Origin of the sequence: Klebsiella michiganensis, from assembly GCF_002925905.1 — a bacterium.
GTDB lineage: Bacteria > Pseudomonadota > Gammaproteobacteria > Enterobacterales > Enterobacteriaceae > Klebsiella > Klebsiella michiganensis.
On record NZ_PRDB01000006.1, the window covers coordinates 228,442 to 252,469 of the forward strand.

Annotated in this window: 24 protein-coding genes and 1 pseudogene; 15 read left to right on the forward strand and 10 right to left on the reverse strand. The window is 58.0% G+C overall.

What is annotated here, in order from left to right; translation table 11 throughout:
- Positions 1-100: 100 nt before the first annotated feature.
- The 4 genes from CDA56_RS15365 (at position 101) to CDA56_RS15380 (ending at position 4,450) form a co-directional block, all read left to right on the forward strand.
- Entirely contained in the window at positions 101-1,513 is a 1,413-nt protein-coding gene (locus CDA56_RS15365) for a GGDEF domain-containing protein (protein ID WP_004851155.1), read from the forward strand.
- Between the two features lie 89 nt (positions 1,514-1,602).
- Positions 1,603-2,133, forward strand: coding sequence for a GNAT family N-acetyltransferase (locus CDA56_RS15370; protein ID WP_004851153.1), 531 nt, complete (start codon positions 1,603-1,605; stop codon positions 2,131-2,133).
- A gap of 111 nt (positions 2,134-2,244) precedes the next feature.
- On the forward strand, positions 2,245-3,696 hold the full coding sequence (locus CDA56_RS15375; protein ID WP_038424556.1) for a tagaturonate reductase: 1,452 nt from the start codon (positions 2,245-2,247) through the stop codon (positions 3,694-3,696).
- 313 nt (positions 3,697-4,009) lie between these two features.
- Positions 4,010-4,450 carry a GNAT family N-acetyltransferase gene (locus CDA56_RS15380; RefSeq protein WP_025105746.1) on the forward strand — a complete coding sequence of 147 codons (441 nt, stop codon included), beginning with the start codon at positions 4,010-4,012 and terminating at the stop codon, positions 4,448-4,450.
- 233 nt (positions 4,451-4,683) lie between these two features.
- Here the strand turns inward: CDA56_RS15380 and tam are convergent, their stop codons facing one another.
- Positions 4,684-5,436, reverse strand: a complete 753-nt coding sequence (tam, locus tag CDA56_RS15390; RefSeq protein ID WP_025105745.1) for a trans-aconitate 2-methyltransferase — start codon at positions 5,434-5,436, stop codon at positions 4,684-4,686.
- A 186-nt stretch (positions 5,437-5,622) separates the two neighbouring features.
- On the opposite strand from tam, the gene CDA56_RS15395 reads away from it, so the two are divergent.
- Positions 5,623-6,423, forward strand: coding sequence for an MBL fold metallo-hydrolase (locus CDA56_RS15395; protein ID WP_032694364.1), 801 nt, complete (start codon positions 5,623-5,625; stop codon positions 6,421-6,423).
- A 222-nt stretch (positions 6,424-6,645) separates the two neighbouring features.
- Here CDA56_RS15395 and CDA56_RS31550 read toward each other — a convergent pair whose 3' ends face one another.
- Entirely contained in the window at positions 6,646-6,831 is a 186-nt protein-coding gene (locus CDA56_RS31550) for a hypothetical protein (RefSeq protein WP_306821319.1), read from the reverse strand.
- Positions 6,813-7,793: an IS5-like element ISKpn26 family transposase gene (locus CDA56_RS15405; protein WP_000019441.1), complete on the reverse strand. Its 981-nt coding sequence runs from the start codon at positions 7,791-7,793 to the stop codon at positions 6,813-6,815. Before CDA56_RS15405 ends, CDA56_RS31550 begins: the two co-directional genes overlap by 19 nt.
- A 70-nt stretch (positions 7,794-7,863) precedes the next feature.
- Between CDA56_RS15405 and CDA56_RS15410 the strand changes: the two genes are divergently transcribed.
- The 5 genes and pseudogenes from CDA56_RS15410 to CDA56_RS15430 all read left to right on the forward strand — a co-directional run bounded on the left by CDA56_RS15410 (position 7,864) and on the right by CDA56_RS15430 (position 14,563).
- Entirely contained in the window at positions 7,864-8,283 is a 420-nt protein-coding gene (locus CDA56_RS15410; RefSeq protein WP_004851141.1) for a hypothetical protein, read from the forward strand.
- Positions 8,284-8,355: 72 nt separating this feature from the next.
- Positions 8,356-8,724: a copper-binding protein gene (locus CDA56_RS15415; protein ID WP_102803895.1), complete on the forward strand. Its 369-nt coding sequence runs from the start codon at positions 8,356-8,358 to the stop codon at positions 8,722-8,724.
- Between the two features lie 13 nt (positions 8,725-8,737).
- Positions 8,738-9,984 (forward strand): annotated as a pseudogene (locus CDA56_RS15420) (TolC family protein).
- Positions 9,984-11,453 (forward strand): efflux RND transporter periplasmic adaptor subunit, encoded by a 1,470-nt coding sequence (locus CDA56_RS15425; RefSeq protein WP_102803893.1) that lies wholly within the window; start codon positions 9,984-9,986, stop codon positions 11,451-11,453. The pseudogene CDA56_RS15420 and the gene CDA56_RS15425 overlap by 1 nt, the downstream one beginning before the upstream one ends.
- Positions 11,450-14,563, forward strand: a complete 3,114-nt coding sequence (locus CDA56_RS15430; RefSeq protein ID WP_102803892.1) for an efflux RND transporter permease subunit — start codon at positions 11,450-11,452, stop codon at positions 14,561-14,563. Before CDA56_RS15425 ends, CDA56_RS15430 begins: the two co-directional genes overlap by 4 nt.
- Positions 14,564-14,598: 35 nt before the next feature.
- Here the strand turns inward: CDA56_RS15430 and CDA56_RS15435 are convergent, their stop codons facing one another.
- Both CDA56_RS15435 and CDA56_RS15440 read right to left on the reverse strand, forming a co-directional pair.
- On the reverse strand, positions 14,599-14,889 hold the full coding sequence (locus CDA56_RS15435) for a hypothetical protein (protein WP_009654750.1): 291 nt from the start codon (positions 14,887-14,889) through the stop codon (positions 14,599-14,601).
- A 192-nt stretch (positions 14,890-15,081) separates the two neighbouring features.
- Entirely contained in the window at positions 15,082-16,272 is a 1,191-nt protein-coding gene (locus CDA56_RS15440; protein ID WP_103814362.1) for an MFS transporter, read from the reverse strand.
- A gap of 195 nt (positions 16,273-16,467) precedes the next feature.
- Here CDA56_RS15440 and CDA56_RS15445 point away from each other — a divergent pair, with 195 nt between their 5' ends.
- Both CDA56_RS15445 and CDA56_RS15450 read left to right on the forward strand, forming a co-directional pair.
- Positions 16,468-16,914, forward strand: a complete 447-nt coding sequence (locus CDA56_RS15445) for a VOC family protein (RefSeq protein ID WP_009654757.1) — start codon at positions 16,468-16,470, stop codon at positions 16,912-16,914.
- 49 nt (positions 16,915-16,963) lie between these two features.
- A complete protein-coding gene (locus CDA56_RS15450) occupies positions 16,964-17,182 on the forward strand; it encodes a DUF7661 family protein (protein WP_102803890.1) in 219 nt (72 codons plus the stop codon).
- A gap of 3 nt (positions 17,183-17,185) precedes the next feature.
- On the opposite strand, the gene CDA56_RS15455 is transcribed toward CDA56_RS15450, so the two are convergent.
- On the reverse strand, positions 17,186-17,575 hold the full coding sequence (locus CDA56_RS15455) for a VOC family protein (protein WP_102803889.1): 390 nt from the start codon (positions 17,573-17,575) through the stop codon (positions 17,186-17,188).
- A gap of 156 nt (positions 17,576-17,731) precedes the next feature.
- Here CDA56_RS15455 and CDA56_RS15460 point away from each other — a divergent pair, with 156 nt between their 5' ends.
- Together CDA56_RS15460 and CDA56_RS15470 are read left to right on the forward strand one after the other, a co-directional pair.
- Positions 17,732-18,352: a LysE family translocator gene (locus CDA56_RS15460; RefSeq protein WP_014229472.1), complete on the forward strand. Its 621-nt coding sequence runs from the start codon at positions 17,732-17,734 to the stop codon at positions 18,350-18,352.
- A gap of 207 nt (positions 18,353-18,559) precedes the next feature.
- Positions 18,560-19,747: a YbfB/YjiJ family MFS transporter gene (locus tag CDA56_RS15470; RefSeq protein WP_064374697.1), complete on the forward strand. Its 1,188-nt coding sequence runs from the start codon at positions 18,560-18,562 to the stop codon at positions 19,745-19,747.
- Here CDA56_RS15470 and CDA56_RS15475 read toward each other — a convergent pair.
- Positions 19,730-20,566, reverse strand: a complete 837-nt coding sequence (locus CDA56_RS15475) for a LysR family transcriptional regulator (RefSeq protein ID WP_014229470.1) — start codon at positions 20,564-20,566, stop codon at positions 19,730-19,732. The genes CDA56_RS15470 and CDA56_RS15475 overlap by 18 nt on opposite strands.
- Positions 20,567-20,658: 92 nt before the next feature.
- Between CDA56_RS15475 and CDA56_RS15480 the strand changes: the two genes are divergently transcribed.
- Positions 20,659-21,705, forward strand: coding sequence for an NAD(P)H-dependent flavin oxidoreductase (locus CDA56_RS15480; protein WP_102803888.1), 1,047 nt, complete (start codon positions 20,659-20,661; stop codon positions 21,703-21,705).
- A gap of 31 nt (positions 21,706-21,736) precedes the next feature.
- Here CDA56_RS15480 and CDA56_RS15485 read toward each other — a convergent pair whose 3' ends face one another.
- The 3 genes from CDA56_RS15485 to CDA56_RS15495 are packed head-to-tail and all read right to left on the reverse strand — an operon-like array spanning position 21,737 to position 23,987.
- On the reverse strand, positions 21,737-22,396 hold the full coding sequence (locus tag CDA56_RS15485) for a methionine ABC transporter permease (protein WP_165795109.1): 660 nt from the start codon (positions 22,394-22,396) through the stop codon (positions 21,737-21,739).
- Entirely contained in the window at positions 22,393-23,184 is a 792-nt protein-coding gene (locus CDA56_RS15490) for a methionine ABC transporter ATP-binding protein (RefSeq protein ID WP_014229467.1), read from the reverse strand. Before CDA56_RS15490 ends, CDA56_RS15485 begins: the two co-directional genes overlap by 4 nt.
- Positions 23,181-23,987, reverse strand: coding sequence for a MetQ/NlpA family ABC transporter substrate-binding protein (locus tag CDA56_RS15495; RefSeq protein WP_032719155.1), 807 nt, complete (start codon positions 23,985-23,987; stop codon positions 23,181-23,183). Before CDA56_RS15495 ends, CDA56_RS15490 begins: the two co-directional genes overlap by 4 nt.
- Positions 23,988-24,028: the final 41 nt, after the last annotated feature.

Sequence of the window (24,028 nt, forward strand, 5' to 3'; positions counted from 1 at the left end):
GGCGGCGGTATATGCCTGATAATTATTCTCATGATATGATGAACCGCTTACTAATTATTAACATAATAATTGCCTGAAACAATTAGACGGATAATCATGAATGTCTCCACTGTCGATTCGGTCATTCACGCTGTTTCGTGAGGAACAGCCCGTGCGTGATGCGCTGGTGTTGTTCACTTTAACGCTACTACTGCATTTCTTTGGCGCGATGCTGCGTCTGGTACAAGAATTGTCGTTCTTCTGGCCGCTGAACGCGGTAATGGCGGGGATTTTTGCGCGTTATATCTGGCTAAATCGCAGCTATTTTTACGCCGTTTGTTTTGCCGCCATGCTGGTATATGACGGTTTAACATCTCGTTGGGGAATGGGGTTCGCCTCCTTTCTGATCAACTTCTCCAATATCGTTTTTATCGTCACCCTGGCGCAGCTCATTTTGTGGGATAAGCGCCGGGCTGATTCGATGCCGGGACCGATAAATGCGCTAAGCCTGTTTTGCTACTGTCTGCTGGCGGCGCTGCTCTGCGCGGCCGTCGGGGCGCTGGGTTCGGTAGATGTGGAACGCGCCACGTTTATTCCCCAACTGGCGGACTGGTTTAGCGAACAGTTTTCGACTGCTGTGCTGATCCTGCCGTTCATTTTAACCCTCACGCTCCCTTCGGCGTTCGGGCGTTTTCGCCTGCGTCAGCTGTTGCCGGCGATTGCGCTGGTGCTGTCGATTGTGCTCGGCGTGGCGGTGGGCGGGGCCGGGAGCATAACCTTCCCGTTACCGGCGCTGATTTGGTGCGCGATTCGCTATCCGCTACCGTTAACCTGCCTGTTGACCTTTATTACCGGGATTAGCGAAATTCTGCTGGTGGCGAACTCGCTTATCCATCTCTCCCCCGATACCCGGATGCAGCCGTGGCAGCTGTTTTCAACGCGCCTGGGGATTGCTGCGATGCTGATCAGCCCCATCATCGTCGCTTCCAGCGTTGAGGCGATTAATAACCTGGTCAAACAGCTGGCCCTGCGCGCTGATTTCGACTTCCAGACCCGGGTCTATTCTCGCTCCGGGCTAAGCGAAGCGTTGAAACGTCAGCCGATCGCGGAAAACGAGCTGCTCACCGTGATGGTGCTCGACATCGACGGCTTCAAGCAGGTTAACGATCGCTGGGGCCACGAGTGCGGCGATTGTATGCTGGCCCAGTTTGCGCAGCAGGTGCGGCAGCTGGTGGGTGAAGAGGGCATGGTGGCGCGTATTGGTGGGGAAGAGTTTGCCGTCGCGGCGCTGACCTCATCCGCGCGAGACGGAGTGCTGCTGGCGGAAAAAATTCGCCAGGGCATCGAGTCGCAAACCTTCACCTGGGGGCAAAACAGGATCCAGCTGACCATCAGCATGGGGCTGGAGAGCCGGGCGCCGGGTTCAGCCAGAATAACGGATCTGTTCAACCAGCTGCTCATGGTCGCCGATGATTCTATGATTCGGGCAAAAAAAGCCGGACGCAATCGTATTTTTACGCAAGAAATGGTCTGAATCGTACATAAGAAAATACGATGGTAATTCCGCTTGTGTTAAATATAAGTTAAAAACATAGTGATGTGGTCAATTTCAAGGAGTTACCTATGACCACATCCTTTTCTCTGCGCACGCTGTCGCGTGACGATATTCTTGAACACCTTCCTGAATTAACCGACATCCTCGTCAGTTGCGTCAACGGCGGGGCCTCGGTGAGCTTTATGCTGCCTTTTTCCCCGGAAACCGCGACGGCGTTCTGGCTGCGAATGGCGCAGAGCGTCGCCGCCGGTGAGCGCATTGTTCTCGCCGCAGCGGATGCGCAGCAGCGGCTTGTTGGTACGGTACAGCTGATTACCGACCAGCCGGAAAACCAGCCGCACCGCGCCGATGTCGCCAAACTTCTGGTTCACCAAAATGCGCGGCGTCAGGGGCTGGCGAATGCGCTGATGTCCCGACTGGAAGCCATCGCGCGCGAGCAGGGTAAGAGCGTTCTGGTGCTGGATACGGCGACCGGCAGCGGAGCAGAAAACTTTTATGTACAGTGTGGTTGGGAAAAAGCCGGGGAAATTCCACGCTATGCGCTGATGCCCGACGGCGAGCTGACGGCAACATCGCTGTTCTATAAATTTCTGTCATAAATTTTATATTGCATACAGCTTTGATCAAAACAGGGTTTCACTTGCGTAAAAACCTGATAACTTATTGGACCAATTACTCAGGTTGTATGACTACTCTATGAGGGAACCCTTGTGAAAACACTAAACCGTCGCGATTTCCCGGGCGCGCAGTACCCTGAACGTATCATTCAGTTTGGCGAAGGTAACTTCCTGCGCGCGTTTATCGACTGGCAGATCGATCTGCTGAACGAGCATACCGACCTGAATGCCGGGGTGGTGATCGTGCGTCCGATTGAGAGCTCATTCCCGCCGTCGCTCAGCACCCAGGATGGCCTCTACACCACGATTATTCGCGGCCTGAACGAGAAAGGGGAAGCGGTCAGCGATGCGCGTCTGATTCGCTCGGTAAACCGCGAAATCAGCGCCTATGCGGATTACGATGAACTGCTGCGGCTGGCGCACAACCCGGATATGCGGTTTGTGTTTTCCAATACCACCGAAGCGGGTATTAGCTACCACGCGGGCGACCGCTTCGACGATGCGCCTGCGGTAAGCTATCCGGCAAAACTGACCCGCCTGCTGTTTGAGCGCTACAGCCATTTCTCCGGCGCGGCGGATAAAGGCTGGGTCATCGTTCCCTGCGAGCTGATTGATTATAACGGTGAAGCGCTGCGGGAACTGGTGCTGCGCTATGCGCAGGAGTGGGCGCTGCCGGAAGCGTTTGTGGCATGGCTGGATGAAGCCAACGCTTTTTGCTCCACCCTGGTAGACCGTATTGTGACCGGCTATCCGCGCGATGAAGCCGCGCAGATTGAAGAGCAACTGGGGTATAAAGACGGTTTCCTCGATACCGCCGAACATTTCTACCTGTTTGTCATTCAGGGGCCGAAATCCCTGGCTGCCGAGCTGCGCCTCGATAAGCTACCGCTTAATGTGCTGATTGTTGACGATATTAAACCGTACAAAGAGCGTAAAGTGGCCATTCTTAACGGCGCGCACACCGCGCTGGTGCCGGTCGCCTTCCAGGCAGGCCTGGATACCGTGGGCGAAGCGATGAACGATGCGGAAATCTGCTCATTCGTCGAGAAGGCGATTTATCAGGAGATTATTCCGGTTCTCGATCTGCCGCGCGATGAGCTGGCGTCCTTCGCCAGCGCGGTAACCGGTCGTTTCCGTAACCCGTACATCAAGCATCAGCTGCTGTCTATCGCGCTGAACGGCATGACTAAATATCGTACCCGCATTCTGCCGCAGCTGCTGGCGGGCCAGAAGAAAGAGGGGGCTCTCCCGACGCGCCTGACCTTTGCGCTGGCGGCGCTGATCGCCTTTTATCGCGGCGAGCGTAACGGTGAGAACTATCCGGTTCAGGATGATGCCGAATGGATGGAGAGCTATAAGGCGCTATGGGCCCAGCATCGGGATGCGCAAATCACCACCGGCGAGTTGGTAAAAGCCGTACTGTCCGTTGAATCCCACTGGGAGCAGGACCTGACGAAAGTGCCGGGTCTGGTTGATCGGGTCACGCAGGATCTGGATGCTATTCTGCGCGACGGCATGCGCGCCGCCGTTAAGCCATTATGCTGATACTCTAAAGCCCGCTGACGGACGACCAGAATAGCGTCGATCGTGTCAGCCGCCGCCCGGCACTCATCCGGGCACATTCCTGAAGCGATGGAGCATCACTCTCAACCCGGCAGCTGCCGGGTTAGTTTGGCATTCGCATTAGTTACAACATACTTCTATGTTTTTTTATAAACGCAGGTCTGAAAGATTGTGCCCATTTCGTCCGGCAGCGGAAACAGGGGCAATTAAGAGAAAAAGATGAATTGTGCCCCCGGCGGTTGAACAAATTATCTGACTGGAAAATAATGGCTTATCCAAACGAGGGATGAGACCCATGGTCATTGAAATTCGTGAAGTGAGCCAGCAGGACAAAGCGCAGTGGCTACAGCTTTGGGAAGGCTATACCCGTTTCTACGGTAGCCCGCAGCCATCCGACGTCACGGAATATACCTGGCAGCGGATGCTTGATTCCGCTTCTCCCATGCTGGGCCGGGTTGCCCTGGCGGATGGCAACATCGCTGGATTTGCGATTTGTGTCCTTCACGAAGGCACCTGGGTAAAGACGCCTGTTTGCTATCTGGAAGATCTGTTTGTTGCCCCGCCGATGCGCGGAAAAGGCATCGCCAGGGCGTTGATGCAGGCGCTGCAAGCGGAAGGGAAAGAGAAAGGGTGGTCGCGGCTGTACTGGCACACTCGTACTGATAATCCGGCCCGGCGTCTGTATGATGAATTTACGCCCGCCGATGACTATGTTCGTTACCGCGTGACGCTCTGAAAATCTGAGATTAAGAAGTTATTAAGATTTCCCCTGTAAAACAGGGGAAACGACTCAGGAGTAACAAAATGGAAAAACGCATAGAGACGGTTGTGAACCTCATCATGTTTCTTTCGCTGCTGGCCACCGCATGGGATCTCTCTCTGGTCCATTATCTGTCCTGGTAAACCTGGCCTACGGCGCCTGCTTCCTGCGCCGTAGCGTTCTCTCCCTCTTTTTACACTCCGATGGCGCTAGCGGCGCGCGACGATAAACAGGCGCGGAAATCGCAGCAGTACCTTTCCGTTACACTGTAACGGATAGTGCTGTTTCAGCCGCTCCAGATAGCGTCCGAGAAACGCCTGGCGCTGCTGTTCATCAAGCGGTTGTAAAAACGGTCGCAGGCCCGTTGACTGTAGCCATTCAATAATGGCCTGGTGCGATGCCAGCGGGTGATGGTAGGTGGTGCGCCAGATATCCACCTCGCAGCCGCTGGTGGTCAGCATATCGTAATACTCCGACACATCCGGCAGCGGCTGCCGCCCACTGGCCGGATGCCCCAGCTCTTCAGCAACCTGACGCATCAGCACGTGCGAGGGCTCTTGCCAGTTCACCGGCATTTGCACCGCCAGTACGCCGTTTTTCGCAAGATTGCTGACCAGATATGGGAAAAGGCGCTGATGATCCGTGAGCCACTGCAGCGAAGCATTGGCATAAATCACGTCCGCCGGCCGCTCGGGGCGAAATGTAGCGATATCCGCCTCGACGAACCGGCAGTCCGGTAGCCGCCGGGAGGCCTCTTCCAGCATGGCCGGAGAATTATCAACGCCGATAATCGTGGCATCTGGCCAGGCATCGCGCAGCAGAGCGGTACTGTTGCCAGGTCCGCAGCCCAGATCAACGGCCAGCGTGGCGGGATGGTGGGCGATGCGGGCGAGAAGCTCGGCGGCGGGCCGCGTACGCTCAGCGCCGAATTGCAAATAAAGTGAAGGATTCCAGTCTGCCATAGCGCGCTCCGGTTAAGAGAAACTCGTTCATCAGCATAGACGGCAATGCTTATCTGGCAACTAAACAGAATCAATATGTTACTTTGTTGTGACGCTGTCACTTTTCCTTATGCAGGGTTCATCACGGCATCCCCCGCCAGCGGTTGGCTACAGTAGGCGTCGCAAACCAAGGGGGATGGTCATCAAATGGCGTTAATCATTAAGGTGTTACTCGAAAACCGGCTTGGCAAGGGGCAGGACAGCCTGCTGCAGGCGAAACCCGGATTAAGCCTGCTTGTGGAGGATGAAACCAGCCGGGTGCTATTTGATACCGGGCCAGACGGCACGTTTCTTCATAATGCGCAGCGTATGGGCGTCTCTTTATCTGACCTGACCGCCACGGTGCTCTCCCATGGACATTACGATCACTGCGGCGGGGTGCCGTGGCTGCCGGACAACAGCCGTATTATTTGTCATCCGCAGATTGGACTCACCCGCTACTCGGCGTTATCTCTCGCAGGACGCAACTGGAAAGTCAAAAAGCTGTCGCGAGATATCGACTACTCCCGCCACCGCATGGAGTACAGCCGCGAGCCGGTGGCGATCGGCGAACGACTGCTGTGGTCCGGTGAGATTACGGTCGCTCACCCGCGTGCCTATGGCCTCCTGACGGGTCAATCCCAGGGTGAGGACTATATTGTCGATGAAGGCGTCCTAATCTACCGCTCGACGCGAGGGTTAGTCATTATCTGCGGCTGCGGACATCGCGGATTGATCAATACCGTTCGCCACTGCCAGAAGATCACCGGCATCCAGCAGGTATACGCCATCATCGGCGGTCTTCATCTGCGCAGCGCGCCGCCGTGGGCAATTCGTCAGCTTAGACAATTCTTGCGCCAGCAGAAGGTCGAGGAGGTGATGGCCTGCCACTGCACCGGTTCATGGGGGCGCTGGTGGCTAGCGGAGAGTAGCGCGCCGGCAACCGGCGATACGTTGGTGCTGGAATAATAATCGCGTTCACTTTTGCTAATTACATATAAATAACATTTTTGCTATTTATTAAATACATTATCCGCCGGCTATACACCTTCCCCCAAGGGGAAGGTCAAATACTGATATCCCTTTTTGGTGTAAATATTTATAGAGAAACTTCATTCTATTTAACCTGGAGTTTTCTCTTTGAAATATCGTTTAATTCTTGCAGTGAGTGTGATTTAATCCAGCGGTCGTCTAATTGCGAATATCACTATGGAAGGTGCGAATAAGCAGGTCATTTCTTCCCAAGCTGACTCGCTGATTAAAATTTCGCGGATCTGGGCCGATTTTTTTCCCGCAAACACATCGAATCAGCCTATTTAGGCTATTTTTTCCACCATTTCTGGCGTTATTTCCGGTTTTTACTGAGATCTCTCCCACTGACGTATCATTTGGTCCACCCGAAACAGGTTGGCCAGGGTGAATAACATCGCCAGTTGGTTATCGTTTTTCAGCAGCCCCTTGTATCTGGCTTTCACGAAGCCGAACTGCCGCTTGATGATGCGAAACGGGTGCTCCACCTTGGCACGGATGCTGGCTTTCATGTATTCGATGTTGATGGCCGTTTTGTTCTTGCGCGGATGCTGCTTCAAGGTTTTTACCTTGCCGGGACGCTCGGCGATCAGCCAGTCCACATCCACCTCGGCCAGCTCCTCGCGCTGTGGCGCTCCTTGGTAGCCGGCATCGGCTGAGACAAATTGCTCCTCTCCATGAAGCAGATTACCCAGCTGATTGAGGTCATGCTCGTTGGCCGCGGTGGTGACTAGGCTGTGGGTCAGGCCACTCTTGGCATCGACACCAATGTGGGCCTTCATGCCAAAGTGCCACTGATTGCCTTTCTTGGTCTGATGCATCTCCGGATCGCGTTGCTGCTCTTTGTTCTTGGTAGAGCTGGGTGCCTCAATGATGGTGGCATCCACCAAAGTGCCTTGGGTCATCATGACGCCTGCTTCGGCCAGCCAGCGATTGATGGTCTTGAACAATTGACGGGCCAGTTGATGCTGCTCGAGCAGGTGGCGGAAATTCATGATGGTGGTGCGATCCGGCAGGGCGCTATCCAGGGATAATCGGGCAAACAGGCGCATGGAGGCGATTTCGTACAGGGCATCTTCCATGGCACCGTCGCTCAGGTTGTACCAATGCTGCATGCAGTGAATACGCAGCATGGTCTCCAGCGGATAGGGCCGTCGGCCATTGCCCGCCTTGGGATAAAACGGCTCGATGACAGCGGTCATATTCTGCCATGGCAGAATCTGCTCCATGCGGGAGAGGAAAATCTCTTTTCGGGTCTGACGGCGCTTAGTGCTGAATTCACTATCGGCGAAGGTGAGTTGATGGCTCATGATGTCCCTCTGGGATGCGCTCCGGATGAATATGATGATCTCATATCAGGAACTTGTTCGCACCTTCCCTATGATTCAGTCACTACAGGCATTATTTAAACAAGCAACCCGGCGCCGGCTTCGTATCCGCGCAGGGCTTGTTATTGCCTGTTGGTTACTGCTCAACCTTCAGCTCGCCGTCGCGGCGCACCATGGCGGCCAGCAGCAGCCCGCGGCGCCGCAGGTGCAGATTCACCATATTGTCGATGGCATGATGAACATGCCCGGCATGGAAAACGTCGGCCAGAAAGTTATCTGTGAGAAGCACTGCGATCCCGATACCGCGCAGCCTAACTCTTTAACCTCTCTACAGCTGAACGCGCTCCCCTCCGAAACCGCGCTACTCGTGGTTTCCCCGCAGCAGGAGACCTGCGCTGAACGTATGGACTGGCGCACGCCGCCGGTCACCGGTCCGCCGGTTGAGATACGCTTCTGCCGTTTCAGGGAATAACGCACCGTTAAAAACATCCATCAGATCTGCCCGGTCTGCGGGCGACTTTATGTTTTTTTCGGAGACTTTATTATGCGTTCGACCTCTATTTTTCTGCTTATTACCAGCGTACTGACCTTTTCCTTCAGCGCATTTACCGCCAGCGCGGAAGACGCCGCGATGCACCATCACACCATGTCCTCCATGGCGGATATGCCGGAGATGAAGAAGACGGATGATTCCGCCACGCTTTATTCGGCCAGCGGGGTCATTAAAGCCTGGCGCGACGATGCCGTCGTGATTGCCCACTCTCCGGTTACCGAGCTGAACTGGCCGGCGATGACCATGAGCTTTGCGCTCGCTGATAACCACGATAAAAAGCTGGCGGTGGGAGAGCAGGTCGATTTCACCTTCCGCCAGACCGACTCCGGCTACGCGATCGTTTCAATTACCGCGCGATAATTCCGGAGTCATTATGCACATCTTCAATAAGGCGGCCTGCGGGCTGCCGCTTTTACTGTCGCTGATGTCCACCAACGGCTGGGCAACGACGCTTTCTGAGGCCCTGTCGGCGGCGGAAAACTACTCCGCCGAGCTCTCCGCCAACGATCATCAGGTTAACGCTTTGAAGAATATGGCGGATTCCGCGATGCAGCTCCCCGATCCGAAGCTGAAATTTGGTATTGAAAACGTCCCGTTGGGCGGCAATAACGCCGGCCGTCTCACTCGCGAGGGATGACCATGCAAAGAGTTGGCGTGATGCAGGACTACGTCAGCAGTACCAAGCGTGAACGGAAAGCCGACTCCATTACCGCCGAGGCGCGCCAGACCGCCGCTAATGCCGATGTGATTCGTGCCCGGCTGCAGCGGGAAACCGCCCAGGCGTGGCTGGCGCTGGCGCTGGCGCAGAAGTCGCTGCGCTCGGTGCAGACGTTGATTAGCGAAACGTCCCGGCAAATCGACGTACAAAAGGCCGGCGTCAGCAGCGCCAGCGCCAGTCCCAGCAGCGTGCTGGACGTTCAGCTGGCGCTGAATGCGATGAAAAATGAGCAGGATAACGCCCGCCGCGATGTACAGATCGCCCAGGCACGCCTGTTGCAGCTCACCGGGAAGGAGATCCGCGATATCTCCGGCCCGCTGCCGCGCATTGAACGTCTGCCTGCCGACGAAGCCGACTTAATGGCCGGGATTAAACTTCACCCGGAAGTGATCCAGGCCGCCAGAGAAGCCGATCTGGCGAAAGCGAAATCAGGTCAGTCGGAAGTCGCGGCGATCCCCGACGTGGGCGTTGAGGTTTATTACGCCCGACGCGGTGATGATTATGACGACATGGTGGGGGTCATGTTTACCGTCGATATGCCTATTTTTCAGGGCAAACGTCAGGACAAAGACCACGCAGCGGACGTCTCCCGTACCTATGAAGCCAACGATCGGCTGACGTTATTGATGCGCGAACATCAGGCGCAGCAGTATCAGCTGATTTCGCAATATAACGCCGCGAAAGCCATTTACGATCGCCAGCAAAGCGAGGTGCTGCCGCTGCTGCGCAAGAAGGTGAGTCTCGTCAATGCCCAGTATCGGGGCGGCAGCTCCGCGCTGCCTGAGCTGCTCGCCGCCCGCCGCGATCTCCTGAGCGGAGAAATTGCCAGCAACAATGCGGAGAAAGCGCTTGCCGATGCGTGGGCCGCTATTCGCTACCTTATTCCACAGGATGTTAAATAATGAAGCTTAAATCTGCTCTTACCCTTGTGGCGCTGGCCGTCGCCCTTGCCGCCGCGGGCGGCTACTGGCTGGGTTCGCGAAGCGCGCCGATGCCCGCCGCTGGCGGCGGCCAAGCGGAAACGGGCCGCAAAGTGCTGTACTGGTACGATCCAATGGCCCCCGCTACGCGCTTTGATAAACCGGGTAAATCGCCGTTTATGGATATGGATCTGGTGCCGCGCTACGCCGATGAAGGCGCGGGAGAAGACGCCGGGGGCGTGCAGATTAGTGCCCGCCAGCAGCAAAATCTTGGCGTCCGTACGGCGAACGTCTCCCGCCAGACGCTGGCGCTGAAGCTCAATGCTTTTGCTACCGTGGCCATTGATGAGCGGGGCGTTGAAACGGTACCGGCGCTGGCCAGCGGTCTTATTGAGAAACTTTACGTCAACGCCTCCCAGCAGTTTGTGAAAAAGAACGAGGCGCTGGCGGAGCTGTGGATCCCGCAGTGGGCGGCGGCGCAGCAGGAGTATCTGGCGGTGAGGCGGCTGGGCGATAGCGGGCTGACCGCCGCGGCCCGCGACCGCCTGCGGCTGCAGTTTATGCCGGAAGCGGTTATCCGTAGCGTTGAGCGCAGCGGTCAACCGCAAACCCGCATGACGGTGCGCGCGCCGCACGATGGATACGTCAGCAAGCTGGATGTGCGCACCGGCGCGCAGGTCACGACAGCCCAACCGCTGTTCGAGCTGGCCAGCCTCGATCCGGTCTGGATCGTGATTGATTACCCGCAAAGCCAGGCCAGCCTGCTGCGCGAAGGCAGTAAGGTGACAGCCACCACCGGCAGCTGGCCCGGTATGGCGTTTCAGGGAACCGTCAGCGAACTGCTTCCCGACCTCGAAGCCACCACCCGTACGTTGAAAGCCCGCGTAGTGCTGAATAATCCGCAGCATCGGCTCAAGCCGGGCATGTATTTGAACGTTGAGCTGGCTGAGGCGCAGCAGGAGAGCGCCGTTCTGGCTATTCCGGAAGAGGCATTAATTGCCACCGGCACCAGCAATCGGGTGCTGATCGCCGACGGCGAGGGGCATTTCCGTCCGGTCGAGGTGACCGCAGGGCGAACGCAGAATGGTCTGGTTGAGATTAAATCCGGCCTCGAAGCGGGCCAAAAGGTGGTGACCTCCGGGCAGTTCCTGATTGACTCCGAAGCCAGCCTGCGCAGCGCGCTGCCGCAAATGGCCGGGCAAGAGGAGGAAGCAAAAAGCTACTCAGCGCAGGGCGTTATTAAGGCCGTGAACGATGAGGCGGTAACCATTGCGCACCAGCCGGTACCGGCGCTGAAATGGCCGGCGATGATCATGGATTTTGCTATTACGCCGCAGCTGCGGGAACAGATGCGGCCCGGCGAGTCGGTGATGTTTCACTTCGTCCTGACCGATGAAGGGGCGCGAGTCACCTCAATGATGCCGCTGAACGGCGCTAAGGAGCAGCCATGATTGCCGCCGTTATCCGCTGGTCATTGCGCAACCGCCTGCTGGTATTGCTGGCGACGCTGATTATGGCCGCCTGGGGCGTCTGGTCGGTACAGCAGGCGCCGCTGGACGCGCTGCCGGATCTCTCCGATACCCAGGTGATCATTCGCGTGAGCTATCCGGGGAAAGCGCCGCAGATTGTCGAAGATCAGGTGACCTACCCGCTGACCACCACCATGCTGTCGGTGCCGGGAGCGAAAACCGTGCGCGGCTTTTCGATGTTCGGCGATGCTTATGTCTATGTGCTGTTTGATGATGGAACGGACCCGTACTGGGCGCGCTCCCGCGTGCTGGAGTACCTGAGCCAGGTCCAGAGCAGCCTGCCGCCGGAAGCGAAAGCGTCGCTGGGGCCGGATGCCACCGGCGTCGGCTGGGTGTTTGAATATGTGCTTACCGACAAAAGCGGCCAGCATAGCCTCGGCGATCTGCGGGCGATTCAGGACTGGATCCTCAAATATGAACTGAAAACCGTGCCGGATGTTTCGGAGGTGGCCAGCGTCGGCGGAATGGTCAAAGAGTATCAGGTGATCCTTAATCCTGACCGGCTGCGGGCGCTGAACGTCACCCACGAGCAGGTGATTAGCGCGATCCAGAGCGCCAACCAGGAAGGGGGCGGTTCGGTGCTCGAGCTGGGCGAAGCCGAATATATGGTGCGCACCACCGGCTACCTGAAGTCCATCGACGACTTTAACCAGGTGGTTATCGCTGCGCGCAGCGGCGTGCCGGTGCTGCTCTCCGACGTCGCCAGCGTGCGCCGGGGACCGGCGATCCGGCGCGGCGTCGCCGAGCTCAACGGCCAGGGCGAGGTGGCGGGCGGGATAATCATTATGCGCTCGGGTAAAAACGCGCTCAGCACCATTAACGCAGTAAAGGCCAAACTGGCGGAAGTGCAAAAAAGCCTGCCCGCAGGCGTGGAGATTGTTCCGGTCTACGATCGTTCGCAGCTGATTAAAAACGCCGTCGAGACCCTGACCCATAAGCTCATTGAGGAGTTTATCGTCGTGGCGGTGGTCTGCTCGCTGTTTCTGTTCCACTTCCGCAGCGCGCTGGTGGCGATGATCACGCTGCCGCTGGGGATCCTTGGCGCGTTTATTGTGATGCACTATCAGGGCGTCAGCGCCAATATGATGTCGCTCGGCGGAATTGCGATCGCTATCGGGGCCATGGTCGATGCGGCAATCGTGATGATTGAAAATATGCATAAGGTGCTGGAGCAGTGGCGGCACGAGCATCCCGAACGCCAGCCGTCCTCCGCCGACTACTGGCAGATTGCCCAGCACGCGGCATCGGAAGTGGGGCCTGCGCTGTTTTGCAGCCTGCTGATTATCACCCTGTCGTTTATTCCGGTGTTCACCCTCGAGGCGCAGGAGGGCAAGATGTTCTCGCCGCTGGCCTTCACCAAAACGTATTCGATGGCGGTGGCCGCCGGACTCGGAATCACCCTGGTGCCGGTGCTGATGGGCTACTTTATTCGCGGCAAAATTCCTGATGAAACCGCCAATCCGCTCAACCGCTGGCTGATTCGCGCCTATGAGCCGCTGCTGGATAAAGTTTTGCAGTGGCCGAAGGCGACGCTGGCGGCGGCGGGCCTGCTGCTGGTTGCCACGCTGTGGCCGCTGGCGCAGCTCGGCAGCGAATTTCTGCCGCAAATTGACGAGGGCGACCTGTTGTATATGCCCTCCACGCTGCCGGGGATCTCCAGCCGCGAAGCCGGACGCTTGCTGCAGCAGACCGACCGTCTGATCAAGACCATTCCTGAAGTGCAAAGCGTATTCGGCAAGGCCGGGCGGGCGGACAGCGCTACCGACCCGGCGCCGCTGACCATGCTGGAAACCACGATTCAGTTCAAGCCGAAAAGCGAATGGCGGCCCGGCATGACCATGGATAAGCTGATCGAGGAGCTCGACAATACGGTGAAGGTACCGGGGATAGCCAACGTCTGGGTACCGCCGATCCGTAATCGCCTGGACATGCTGGCGACCGGCATCAAAAGCCCGGTCGGCATCAAAGTGAACGGTAACAATCTGGCGGAGATCGAAAAGACCGCCGAAGAGATTGAGCGCATCGTGCGTAGCGTACCGGGGGTGACGTCGGCGCTGGCGGAACGCCTCGACGGCGGCCGCTATATCGATATCGCTATCGACCGGGTGAAAGCCGCCCGCTACGGCGTGTCGGTGAAGGAGCTGCAGTCAATCGTCGCCAGCGTCGTCGGCGGCGATAACATCGGCGAAACCATCGAGGGGCGAGAACGTTACCCGATCGGCGTCCGCTATCCGCGCGAAATGCGCGACTCGCTGCAAAAGCTGCGCGACCTGCCGGTAGTGACCAGCGGCGGGGCGCAGGTAGCGCTCTCGGAACTGGCGGACATCACCATTACCGACGGCCCGCCGATGCTGAAAAGCGAAAACGCCCGCCTGTCGGACTGGATCTACGTGGATATTCGCGGGCGCGACTTAAAATCCGCAGTTGATGAAATGCAGAGCGAGGTCGGCAAACGGGTCAGGCTGCCGGAAGGCATCTCGCTGACCTGGTCCGGGCAGTATGAGTACCTTGAGCGCGCCACCGCGAAGCTGAAAATCGTGCTGCCGTTTACCCTGATGATTATCTTTATCCTGCTTTACGTCACTTTCAGCCGCGTTAAAGACGCTCTGCTGATTATGGGAACTTTGCCGTTTTCGCTGATCGGCGGCGTCTGGCTGCTCTGGCTGCTGGGCTACAACCTGTCGGTAGCCGCCGCCGTGGGCTTTATTGCGCTTGCCGGCGTGGCGGCGGAGTTCGGGGTGATTATGGTGCTCTATTTGAACCAGGCGATCGCGAAACGCCGCCCTGAGCTGAACGATCGCGCGCTCAACGAGGCGATTCATGAAGGGGCCGTGCTGCGCGTGCGCCCGAAAGTGATGACCGTGGCGACAATCATGGCCGGACTGCTGCCGATTATGTGGGGAGGGGGCACCGGATCGGAGGTGATGCAGCGTATCGCCGCGCCGATGATCGGCGGGATGATCACCGCGCCGCTGCTCTCGATGCTGGTGATCCCGGCAGTCTATCTCCTGACGCACCGTAACAAACGCTAAAGTACAACGCCCGGGCCAGGCGACTCGGGCGTGAATCAGTCGGCGTTCTTAAGATCTTCCGCGCGTTTGGCGGTGGCGTAGACAAAATCGAGCATGGGTTCAAGGTCGGTATCGTAGCCGGCCTGAATGATTTTGCCGCGCAGCCATTCGATCTCGCTGGTAATATCCGGGTGGAATATATTGTTGTCCTGCGCTTTACGCAGCCACTTGAGCAGGAAATTATTTTTCCCGCGGATACCGCCTGATTTCTTCGATTTTGCGTGTATTTTCAGCGCCACCAGAATGCAGTAATAGAAATGAACGCGCTGATTAAAACTTTGGTGCATGTCTTTATTCCCGCCAGAATCAGGTTGCGGACGGGCATGGACCTTAAACATGCGGTCTCTGATATTCACCCGTACCACCATCGCGCCGCTTGCCGGACGCTGAAGCGATGGTGGCACGGAAGCCGAATTGCCGTCAATTATTGATTAATTTTTTACCCATATTTGCGCCGGTTATCTTTCGACGATGCTTCCTCAGGTTCGCGGTAAAGCAGCGCGTTGTTGCAGGTAAATGCGCAAAGTCAAGATAAATGCCAGCGTGACCACCGCCGCCGCCAACAAATAAATAGTCTCCAGATCGTAATAACCGGCCACCCAGCCGGCGCCCGGGCCGGTTAATCCCAACGCCAGATCGAGAAAGGCCGAATAGGTACCCAGCGCGGTGCCCTGATTCTGTTCTTCAACCTGTTTCACCGCTTCCACGCCAAGCGCCGGGAAGACCAGCGAAAAGCCCGAGCCGGTGAGAAAGGCGCCCATTCCGGCCATCCACGCCGAGGAGGCCGACCAGATGATCAGCAGGCCGATACATTCGATCGCAAAACAGATTAACGATACCCGCACGCCGCCGTAGCGGGTAATGGTGTTGCCCAGGATCAGGCGGATGCAGATAAAACCGATGCTGAACAGGGAGAGGGTAAACGCCGCGCCTTGCCAGCTATGGGCGGAGAAGTAGAGGGTAATAAAGGTTGCGATAACCCCAAAACCGACGGTACCCAGCGCCAGCCCCAGCCCGTAGGGCCAGATTTTGCGCGCCACCACATGAAACGGCGCTCTGATCCCCGCCGTCACGCTGACGTCCTGCCGCGTACGGGCATAGAGCAGGCCAACCGCCGCCGCCAGGATCACCACGGCGGCAAATCCGCTGATGCCAAAATAGCCGTTAAGCATGACACCCAGCGGGGCGCCGACCGCCATGGCGACGTAGGTCGCCACGCCGTTCCACGAGATCACCCGCGAAGTGTGAATCGCACCGACGGTTTTGATCCCCCACAGGGTCGTGCCGGTGGCGGTAAAACTTTCCCCGACGCCGAGGAAAATGCGCCCCACCAACAGCGCGGCAACGGCCAGCGGCGGCGAGGATTGCAGCAAGACCGCGAGCAGCGTGAAGAGACCGCTGAGCAGGCAGCAAACAATCCCCCGACTGACGACTTTTTTCGGCCCCCAGATATCGGTGTAGCGGCCCGCATGCGGGCGGCTGATCAGGGTTGAGATGTACTGAAGGCTGATGACCACGCCGGCGATAAAGGGGCTATAGCCCAGCTGATAGTGGATATAGCCCGGCAGTACGGCGAGCGGCAGGCCAATAGAGAGATAGCAGATACAGGTAAAAACAACGATAGAAATAATACGCAGATTAAGCTGAGTGGTGCTGGCGGAAGTGGTCATAACGCGAAGTATTGAAAACCAAAGGGAAGCTAAGCATAGCGCAGCGCCGTCGGGCGCAACGAGCAGAGCATGCGTTTTCTCAATGATTCAGGCAAACGCACTAAAAACAGTCATGAGAAAAGAGGATTCTGGGCAAGTCGTGCGCGGCAGAGTATAAAATCTGTTAACGCATCACGGATAATGACAGGAGAGAGTATGGAATACGATTTAGACGGTATGGATGTGCTTTTTGTCGCCGGATTTGGGCCGATAACGCAATCGACGCCGGCCAGCAGGGAGTTTTATGTGGCTGCGCTGGGCCTGCCGCTAAAACCGATGCCCGGTAACGAAGAGTATCTGCTGACCGAACATGACGCCATCGGCGGGGTAAAACATTTTGCCCTGTGGCCGCTGGCGCAGGCTGCGCGCTCCTGCTTTGACGCCGATCTCTGGCCTGACTATCTGCCGGTGCCGCAGGCGTGGGTCGAGTTTGAAGTGCGCGATATCAACACCGCCACCGACGCGCTGAAGGCCAGAGGCTATCGTCTGCTGGTGGACAACCGCATTGAGCCGTGGGGGCAAACCGTCACGCGGCTGTTGAGCCCGGAAGGGCTGCTGACAGGGATTACCGTGACCCCGTGGCTGCGTGAGGGCAAAGCATAATGGCATGCATGAGCCGCCCATCATCCCCTGCGATCGGCAGGGTGATGGAATGCTGATTTATGACGTATTCGGGCGCCATATTGGCGTCCAGCGCCAGGGCGAACGCTGGCTACTTTTCCGCGTCGATCTGAACGAGCGGAAATGTTCGCCGCTGCGTGGGATCATCATCCCGGACGATCTCCCGGAGGCGGAAATTCCCGGCTGGCTGGGAGATATTTTTCACGAAGCGGCAAGCCCGCACCATCCTGACGTCCGGCTTGTGGAGTAGCGCCTACGGCCAGCTTCTGTTTTGCAGCACCACGCGATAACCGTCGCCGTCGACAAAGGTTTTTCCGTTCACATTCCAGTACGGATTGAACGCGCTGACCGGCGCAAAACCGGCGGTCAGCATTTTCGCACACTGTTCCCGCCATTCCGCGGCTTCCGGGTAATAAAGCACCAGCAAATCTTCCTCGCCCGGAGAGGGCTTCACCGGATGATGATGGCAGAGGGTGAATTCAAGATGCCAGCCGAGATCGCGGCGTCCGACCATCACGCCGCTAAAGCCGGCATGATCGGCAAACTGCGCGATCTGCTCCAGCCCAAGGCCCGTGCAGTACATGTGGCAACTGAGTGAAAGGTCGGTGACCGGCCTGGCGATGCGCATAGCGTTAAGCGTCATAACAGCCTGTATCGATAAAGGTTTGGTAGATTGACTGTATCCGCTTTTGCGGCGGCCATTTGTCACAAAGAGCTTTTAATGCGCCCGGCAAAGCGAATTTTTTCGATTGTCTCTGCGGCGCGTTTTATCTAGAATCTTCGCTTTCGGAGAGAGAAAATGTCCGTTGCTGATTCCCTTCTTGCTTACTCTTTTGCTGCGCTGTTGCTCACCCTTACCCCAGGCCTGGATACCGCTTTAATTCTGCGAACCGCGACCGTTGAAGGCGGAAAAAAAGCCTTTCAGGCGGCGCTGGGCATTGATACGGGATGTTTTATCTGGGGGGCTGCGGTCGCCTTCGGTCTTGGGGCGCTACTGGCGGCATCGGAGCTGGCGTATGACCTGCTCAAATGGTGCGGGGCCGCCTATTTATGCTGGCTGGGCATTCAGTTAATTCTCAAGCCGCGCGGTCATTTTGTTCATCAGGACAGGGCGGCGGCGCCGGCAAGTAACTGGTTTTTAAAAGGGATGATGGGCAATGTGCTCAATCCGAAAATGGGGATCTTTTACGTCTCTTTCCTGCCGCAGTTTATTCCGACCGGCCACTCGCCCATCGTCTGGACGTTCCTGCTGGTCGCCATCCATGTGGCGATCGGGACGCTCTGGTCGTTAACGCTAATCCTGACCAGCCGCTCTGCCGCTCGGCTATTAAAGACGCCGCTATTTATTCGGTGGATGGACCGCGCAACCGGCGGCCTCTTTATGTTATTTGCTGCCAAACTGGCTTTTAGCCACCGTTAAATCCCTCTGGACAAGGATGTCCAGCGCCTCACTCCACATTTCGTTACTCGCCGAAGCATCCCCCGGCCGTTGCCGTAAAGTTTCTCCCCGCAGGCCGGGCGCTGCCGCATGGCGCTGCTTGCGCATCGTGGCAAGCGAAATCATAATAAATAAAGAATGATTATTACTAATAATTCTTTATTTGAGAATAATAATGGAGGGGAGTGGGTGAACGTTTTTGCAACCAGGCCGAAATGGAAGGCCTTTCTGCTGGCGCTGGCCGGTTCGGTCGTGCTGATCGTTGGCATGGGCTATGGCCGGTTTGCCTATACCGGGATCCTGCCGCTGATGCTCAATGAGCAGATGCTGACGCTGCGTGAAGGTAATCTTGCCGCTTCGGCGAACTATGCCGGCTATCTGGCCGGCGCGCTGCTGCTGGCGAAAGCCAGGCCCGCGGACGCCAGGTGGCTAAGCCTGCTTTCCGCACTGTTGACGCTGGTGTGCCTGGCCTTACTGGCGTTCCTGGTTTCCCCCCTGGCGATTATTGTGGTGCGCGGAATTGCCGGATTACTCAGCGCGGTGACGCTGATCGCCGCCTCCCTCTGGCTACTGCAGCATATGAAGCACCCTAACGGCGCGCCGGTGCTTTTTTCTGGCGTCGGAATGGGGATATTCTTGTCGGCGGAATTTATCTCCCTGGGGAAGGCGCTGGCGCTCTCCAGTCAGCAGATATGGCTGATATGCGCGATAAGTTCTGGCGTGCTTTTTGTTCTCGCGCTGCGTCTGCTGCTGAGCCCCGCCGACTACCTTATCGCTTATCAACCCGCCGCGATCGCACACCGCGAGGAGGGCGAGGGGCGGGTGCGGGAGGCTTGGAAACTGCTGCTGATTTATGGTCTGGCCGGCTTTGGCTACATTATTACCGCCACCTATCTTCCGCTGTTTCTCAGCGGTTCGCTGAACGTTATCGATCCGGTGCAGATCTGGGCCATTTTCGGCCTCGCCGCCGTTCCCTCCTGCTTTATCTGGCACCGGCTGGTCATCAAGCTCGGCTACCGCCGCGCGTTTACCCTTAATTTGCTGATTCAGGCAATCGGCGTCATTCTCCCGGCGTGGAGCCATGCGTTACCGTTTTGCATATTAAGCGCGCTGCTGGTGGGTTGCACCTTTTTGGGCACCGTGACCATCGCGCTGTCCGAGGGGCGGCGGCTTAATCATCTGGTTTCGTTCAATATGATTGCCGCCATGACCGCGACCTACGGCATCGGGCAAATCGTCGGCCCGCTGGTTGCCGGAACGCTGTATGACCGCAGCGGGTCGTTTAATCCTTCGCTGAGCGCGGCCGCCATTGCGCTGCTGGCTGCCGCCGCGCTGGTGGCGGCAGGGGCGGGGCGAGCGTCAAAGGTCGGAAGCTGATTCCAGAAGCTGGCGCATTTTCTCGAGGGCGGGAGACGCGTAGCCTTTGCGCCAGATAAGCTGGGTGATCGCCTGGCCAACCGGCCGCAGCTGGCTGGCTTCGGGCAGCGTCAGGGTATCGAGCACGCTCTGCGGCACGATACCGGCATAGCCGCCGGAGGCGACGCAGGCGAGCATCGCGTGATAGGAGCCGACGTCCTGGATCTCGCTCTCCACCTCCTCTGATTGCGCCAGAAACGCTTCACCCATCGCCCGGTAGGTACAGCCCTGCGCAAAGGCGGCAAAGCGAAAGCGCTGTGGGTTGGCGGGAAGCACCAGCAGCAGCTGTTCTTTAAAGATGGATACGTACTCCAGATCATCGGGCGGAGGCGTTCCCTGCGGCAGGCTCACCAGCGCGCAATCCAGCGCGGCGTCCAGCACCTGTTGGGTCAGCTGACGGGTGGGCTGGGTTTTGAGGGTGAGCGTCACCTCCGGGCACAGCGCGCGAAACCGGGGAAGCAGCGGCGGCAGGCGGCTTGCGGCGGTGGCGTCCATCGCCCCCATGCGTAAATTGCCGCCCGGCGTCGCCGGATGCAGCGCCTGTCTGGCCTCTTCGGCCAGGCTGAGGATTTTCAGCGCGTAGCCCAAAAAATGTTCACCGGCGGGGGACAGCAGCATCCTTTTATTGCCGCGGGCAAACAGCTCCACGCCCAGCTCCTCTTCCAGTTGGTGAATGCGGGTGGTGATATTGGACTGGGCGCGCCCCAGCCGCTTTGCCGCGCGGGTGACGCTGCGCTCTTGCGCCACCGTTTTAAAAATCTCTAATGTGGTGTGGTTCATATTTTTATTCTTAATTTGAAAATAATGTTGATCTTATCATCTCTAAAAGAGATTTTAATGGCCCGAACGCACAAATTTCAACAGGGCAAACCATGAGCAACAGGCTTACGCAGCAGCTTGATATTGATTACCCCATTATTCAGGCGCCGATGGCCGGCGTGTCGACGCCGGAACTGGCGGCAGCGGTCAGCGGGGCCGGCGCGCTCGGCTCGCTGGGACTGGGCTCGTCAACCGTAGAGCAGGCTGAAACGCTGATTAACCGGACCCGGCGCTTAACCACCCGTCCGTTTAACGTCAATCTGTTTTGCCACGCCCCGGCGGTAAGGGATCCGCAGCGTGAAGCCCGGTGGCTGGCGCGGCTGCGCCCGGAATTTGCGCGCTTTGGCAGCTTGCCGCCGGAGACGCTGGCGGAAATTTATCTGAGTTTTCAGCAGCAGCCGCGGATGGCTGAGCTGCTGCTCGACCTGACTCCGGCTGCGGTGAGCTTTCATTTTGGCGTGCCGGATCGTGAAACCCTTCGCCGATTGCGGGAAAAGGGGATCGTCACTCTGGCGAGCGCGACCAGCGTGGCAGAGGCGCTGCTGGCCGTAGAGCAGGGAATCGATATGGTGGTGGCGCAGGGCTACGAGGCCGGCGGCCATCGCGGCATCTTTGATCCGCTAGCGTCCGACGGGCAGATGAGCACCTTTACTCTGGTTCAGACGATAAGACGGCATACCGATATTCCGCTTATCGCCGCTGGCGGCGTGATGGACGGCGCGGGAATTAACAGCGTAATGAACCTGGGCGCAGACGGGGCGCAGCTAGGGACGGCGTTTCTGCTGTGCCCTGAATCGTCCACGGATGGCGGATACCGTGAGGCCCTTAAAAGCGCGTCTGACGGGCAAACAGTTTTAACCTCAGCCATTTCCGGACGCCCGGCGAGATGTCTGGTTAACGGTTGGCGTGAAATAAACGATCCGCCGCTGATTCCGGCTTATCCCGTGGCCTACGACGCCGGAAAGGCGCTGGCATCGGCGGCGAAAGCGCAGGGAGATCGTCAGTACGGTGCGCACTGGGCCGGGCAGGGAGTGAGCCTGATTCGCGAGCTGCCGGCAGCGGAGCTGATACGCACCCTGGCGCGCGAAAGCGGGTTTTAATCGCGGATGGCGCGCGGCCATCCGCTTATTGTTAACGACGGTGGGCGAGGCCGCGGACCAGACGGTCGCCGGCCATCTGCACGCTCTGCACCAGCGCGACCAGAATGAGCACGGTACCGAACATCACCTCGTTATTGAAGCGCTGATAGCCGTAGCGAATGGCCAGATCGCCCAGTCCGCCGCCGCCAATCACGCCCGCCATCGAAGAGAAGCCGATCAGCATAACGATGGTCAGCGTGATGCCGGCCAGCAGCGTCGGCAGCGCTTCCGGCAGCAGCGATTTAAAGATCACGTGCCAGATATTGCCGCCCATCGATAAAATCGCCTCGATACGCCCGTAATCCACTTCATCCAGCGCGTTCTCCGTCAGCCGCGCAAAGAACGGAAAGGCGCCAATGGTGACCGGAACCACCGCGGCGGTACTGCCGAGGGTGGTGCCAATAATCAGCCGGGTGAACGGGATCAGCGCGATCAGCAGCACGATAAACGGCAGCGAACGACCAAAGTTGATAATCGCGCCCAGCACGGCGTTGAGCTTCGGCATCGGCGCCAGGCCGTTGCGGCGTGAAACAAACAGCAGCACGCCGGTCGGCAGCCCGAGCAGCACGGTAAACAGCGCCGCCAGGCCGACCATATAAACGGTATCTACCGTGCCCTGAAGCAGCAGCGGCCAGAGATCTTCCCAACTCATGCTACTCCGCATAATGGCCTCCCGTGAAAACCGTGGCGAGCGAGGAAATCCCGCTCTGCCTGAGGATCGTGCAGCAGCGACTGCCGTAGCCGCGACCATGGCGCCACCAGCAAATCGGCAATTCTGCCGCTTTCAATAATCTCCCCGTGCTCCAGCAGCGCCGCGTGGTCGCAGAGGGTTTTCACCACTTCCAGCTCATGGGTGATCAGCACGATGGTGAGGTTCAGCTTTTGGTTGATATCCGCCAGCAGGCTGAGCACCGAGGCCGTGGTCTCGGGGTCGAGGGCGCTGGTGGCCTCATCGCACAGCAGCACATCCGGCCGCGCGGCCAGCGCGCGGGCGATCCCCACGCGCTGTTTTTGCCCGCCGGAAAGCTGTGACGGAAAGGCGGCGGCTTTATCCGCCAGCCCGACCAGTTCCAGCAGCTCCGCCACCCGCGCCTGGCGGGCGGCTTTCGGCACTTTGGCTATCTCCAGCGGCACCGCGACATTGTCGGCGACGCTGCGGGCGTGAAGTAAATTAAAGTGCTGGAAGATCATGCCGGTACGCAGCCGGTACTCGCGCAGCGCGGTTTTATCCATCCGGGTAATATCGTTCCCGTTCACAATAATGCGGCCCGACGTGGGCCGCTCCAGCAGATTCAGGCAGCGTATCAGCGTACTTTTGCCTGCACCGCTGCGGCCGAGGATGCCGTAAACGGCTCCTCTCGGCACCTGCAGAGAGACATCGTTTAGTGCCGGTCGGCCTGTTCCGGCATAGGTTTTACTCAGCCCGACAATCTCAATCATGACTGAGGAGCTACCGGGATCACCGAGCCGTTATACTGCTTACGAATAAATTCGGCGACCTGCGGCGAGGTGAGGTCTTTGGCCAGCGCCTTGATGCGCGGATCGTTCGCCAGCGCCGGCGTTGTCACCAGAATGTTGGCGTACGGGTTGTTGGTCGCGCTCTCCAGACCCAGCGCGTCTTTGGCCGGCACCAGCCCGGCTTCCAGCGCGTAGTTGCCGTTTATCACCGCCAGGTCAACGTCATCCAGCGACCGCGGGATCTGCGGTGATTCAATCTCAAGGATTTTCAGGTGCTTCGGGTTTTCCACGATATCTTTCGGCGTCGCCAGGGTGGTCGCCGGGTCGGTAAATTTTGCCGCCAGCTTAATCAAACCCTGATTTTGCAGCAGGAACAGCGCGCGGCTCAGGTTAGTGGTGTTATTCGGTACCGCCACGGTGGCGTTCTCGGGCAGCGATTTAAAATCTTTATGCTTGCGAGAATAGATCCCCAGCGGCTCAATATGGACGGTCGCCGCGACGGCGAAGGTTTTGCCCAGCGCTTTCTCCTGATCTTTCAGATAGGGGACGTGCTGGAAGTAGTTGGCATCGACATCGCCGTTGGCCAGCAGTTCGTTGGCGTTAACGCCGCTGGTGAGTTCGACGATTTTCAGGTCGAGGCTGGGATCGATCTTCTTAATGTAGTTAAGGATCTCGGCGTGCGGCACCGGGTCCGCGGCGACGCGTAGCGCGGCGGCCTGGGCGGAACTCCATGCCAGAGAGAGAGACAGTGCAACCCCTGCCAGTTTAAATGCGGCATATTTCATCATCTTATTCCTTGTATTGTTGTTATGTTTATACCCGTCAT

What these genes read in the sequence shown, in the direction of transcription:
- CDA56_RS15365 (WP_004851155.1), top strand. Translation starts at nt 101, where the DNA reads ATGTCTCCACTGTCGATTCGGTCATTCACGCTGTTTCGTGAGGAACAG.
- tam (WP_025105745.1), bottom strand. Translation starts at nt 5,436, where the DNA reads ATGGCAGACTGGAATCCTTCACTTTATTTGCAATTCGGCGCTGAGCGT.
- CDA56_RS15485 (WP_165795109.1), bottom strand. Translation starts at nt 22,396, where the DNA reads ATGAGTTGGGAAGATCTCTGGCCGCTGCTGCTTCAGGGCACGGTAGAT.
- CDA56_RS15450 (WP_102803890.1), top strand. Translation starts at nt 16,964, where the DNA reads ATGCTGATTTATGACGTATTCGGGCGCCATATTGGCGTCCAGCGCCAG.
- CDA56_RS15425 (WP_102803893.1), top strand. Translation starts at nt 9,984, where the DNA reads ATGAAGCTTAAATCTGCTCTTACCCTTGTGGCGCTGGCCGTCGCCCTT.
- CDA56_RS15395 (WP_032694364.1), top strand. Translation starts at nt 5,623, where the DNA reads ATGGCGTTAATCATTAAGGTGTTACTCGAAAACCGGCTTGGCAAGGGG.
- CDA56_RS15480 (WP_102803888.1), top strand. Translation starts at nt 20,659, where the DNA reads ATGAGCAACAGGCTTACGCAGCAGCTTGATATTGATTACCCCATTATT.
- CDA56_RS15440 (WP_103814362.1), bottom strand. Translation starts at nt 16,272, where the DNA reads ATGACCACTTCCGCCAGCACCACTCAGCTTAATCTGCGTATTATTTCT.
- CDA56_RS15430 (WP_102803892.1), top strand. Translation starts at nt 11,450, where the DNA reads ATGATTGCCGCCGTTATCCGCTGGTCATTGCGCAACCGCCTGCTGGTA.
- CDA56_RS15475 (WP_014229470.1), bottom strand. Translation starts at nt 20,566, where the DNA reads ATGAACCACACCACATTAGAGATTTTTAAAACGGTGGCGCAAGAGCGC.
- CDA56_RS15460 (WP_014229472.1), top strand. Translation starts at nt 17,732, where the DNA reads ATGTCCGTTGCTGATTCCCTTCTTGCTTACTCTTTTGCTGCGCTGTTG.
- CDA56_RS15410 (WP_004851141.1), top strand. Translation starts at nt 7,864, where the DNA reads ATGATTCAGTCACTACAGGCATTATTTAAACAAGCAACCCGGCGCCGG.
- CDA56_RS15370 (WP_004851153.1), top strand. Translation starts at nt 1,603, where the DNA reads ATGACCACATCCTTTTCTCTGCGCACGCTGTCGCGTGACGATATTCTT.
- CDA56_RS15415 (WP_102803895.1), top strand. Translation starts at nt 8,356, where the DNA reads ATGCGTTCGACCTCTATTTTTCTGCTTATTACCAGCGTACTGACCTTT.
- CDA56_RS15495 (WP_032719155.1), bottom strand. Translation starts at nt 23,987, where the DNA reads ATGAAATATGCCGCATTTAAACTGGCAGGGGTTGCACTGTCTCTCTCT.
- CDA56_RS15380 (WP_025105746.1), top strand. Translation starts at nt 4,010, where the DNA reads ATGGTCATTGAAATTCGTGAAGTGAGCCAGCAGGACAAAGCGCAGTGG.
- CDA56_RS15435 (WP_009654750.1), bottom strand. Translation starts at nt 14,889, where the DNA reads ATGCACCAAAGTTTTAATCAGCGCGTTCATTTCTATTACTGCATTCTG.
- CDA56_RS15455 (WP_102803889.1), bottom strand. Translation starts at nt 17,575, where the DNA reads ATGACGCTTAACGCTATGCGCATCGCCAGGCCGGTCACCGACCTTTCA.
- CDA56_RS15445 (WP_009654757.1), top strand. Translation starts at nt 16,468, where the DNA reads ATGGAATACGATTTAGACGGTATGGATGTGCTTTTTGTCGCCGGATTT.
- CDA56_RS15490 (WP_014229467.1), bottom strand. Translation starts at nt 23,184, where the DNA reads ATGATTGAGATTGTCGGGCTGAGTAAAACCTATGCCGGAACAGGCCGA.
- CDA56_RS15405 (WP_000019441.1), bottom strand. Translation starts at nt 7,793, where the DNA reads ATGAGCCATCAACTCACCTTCGCCGATAGTGAATTCAGCACTAAGCGC.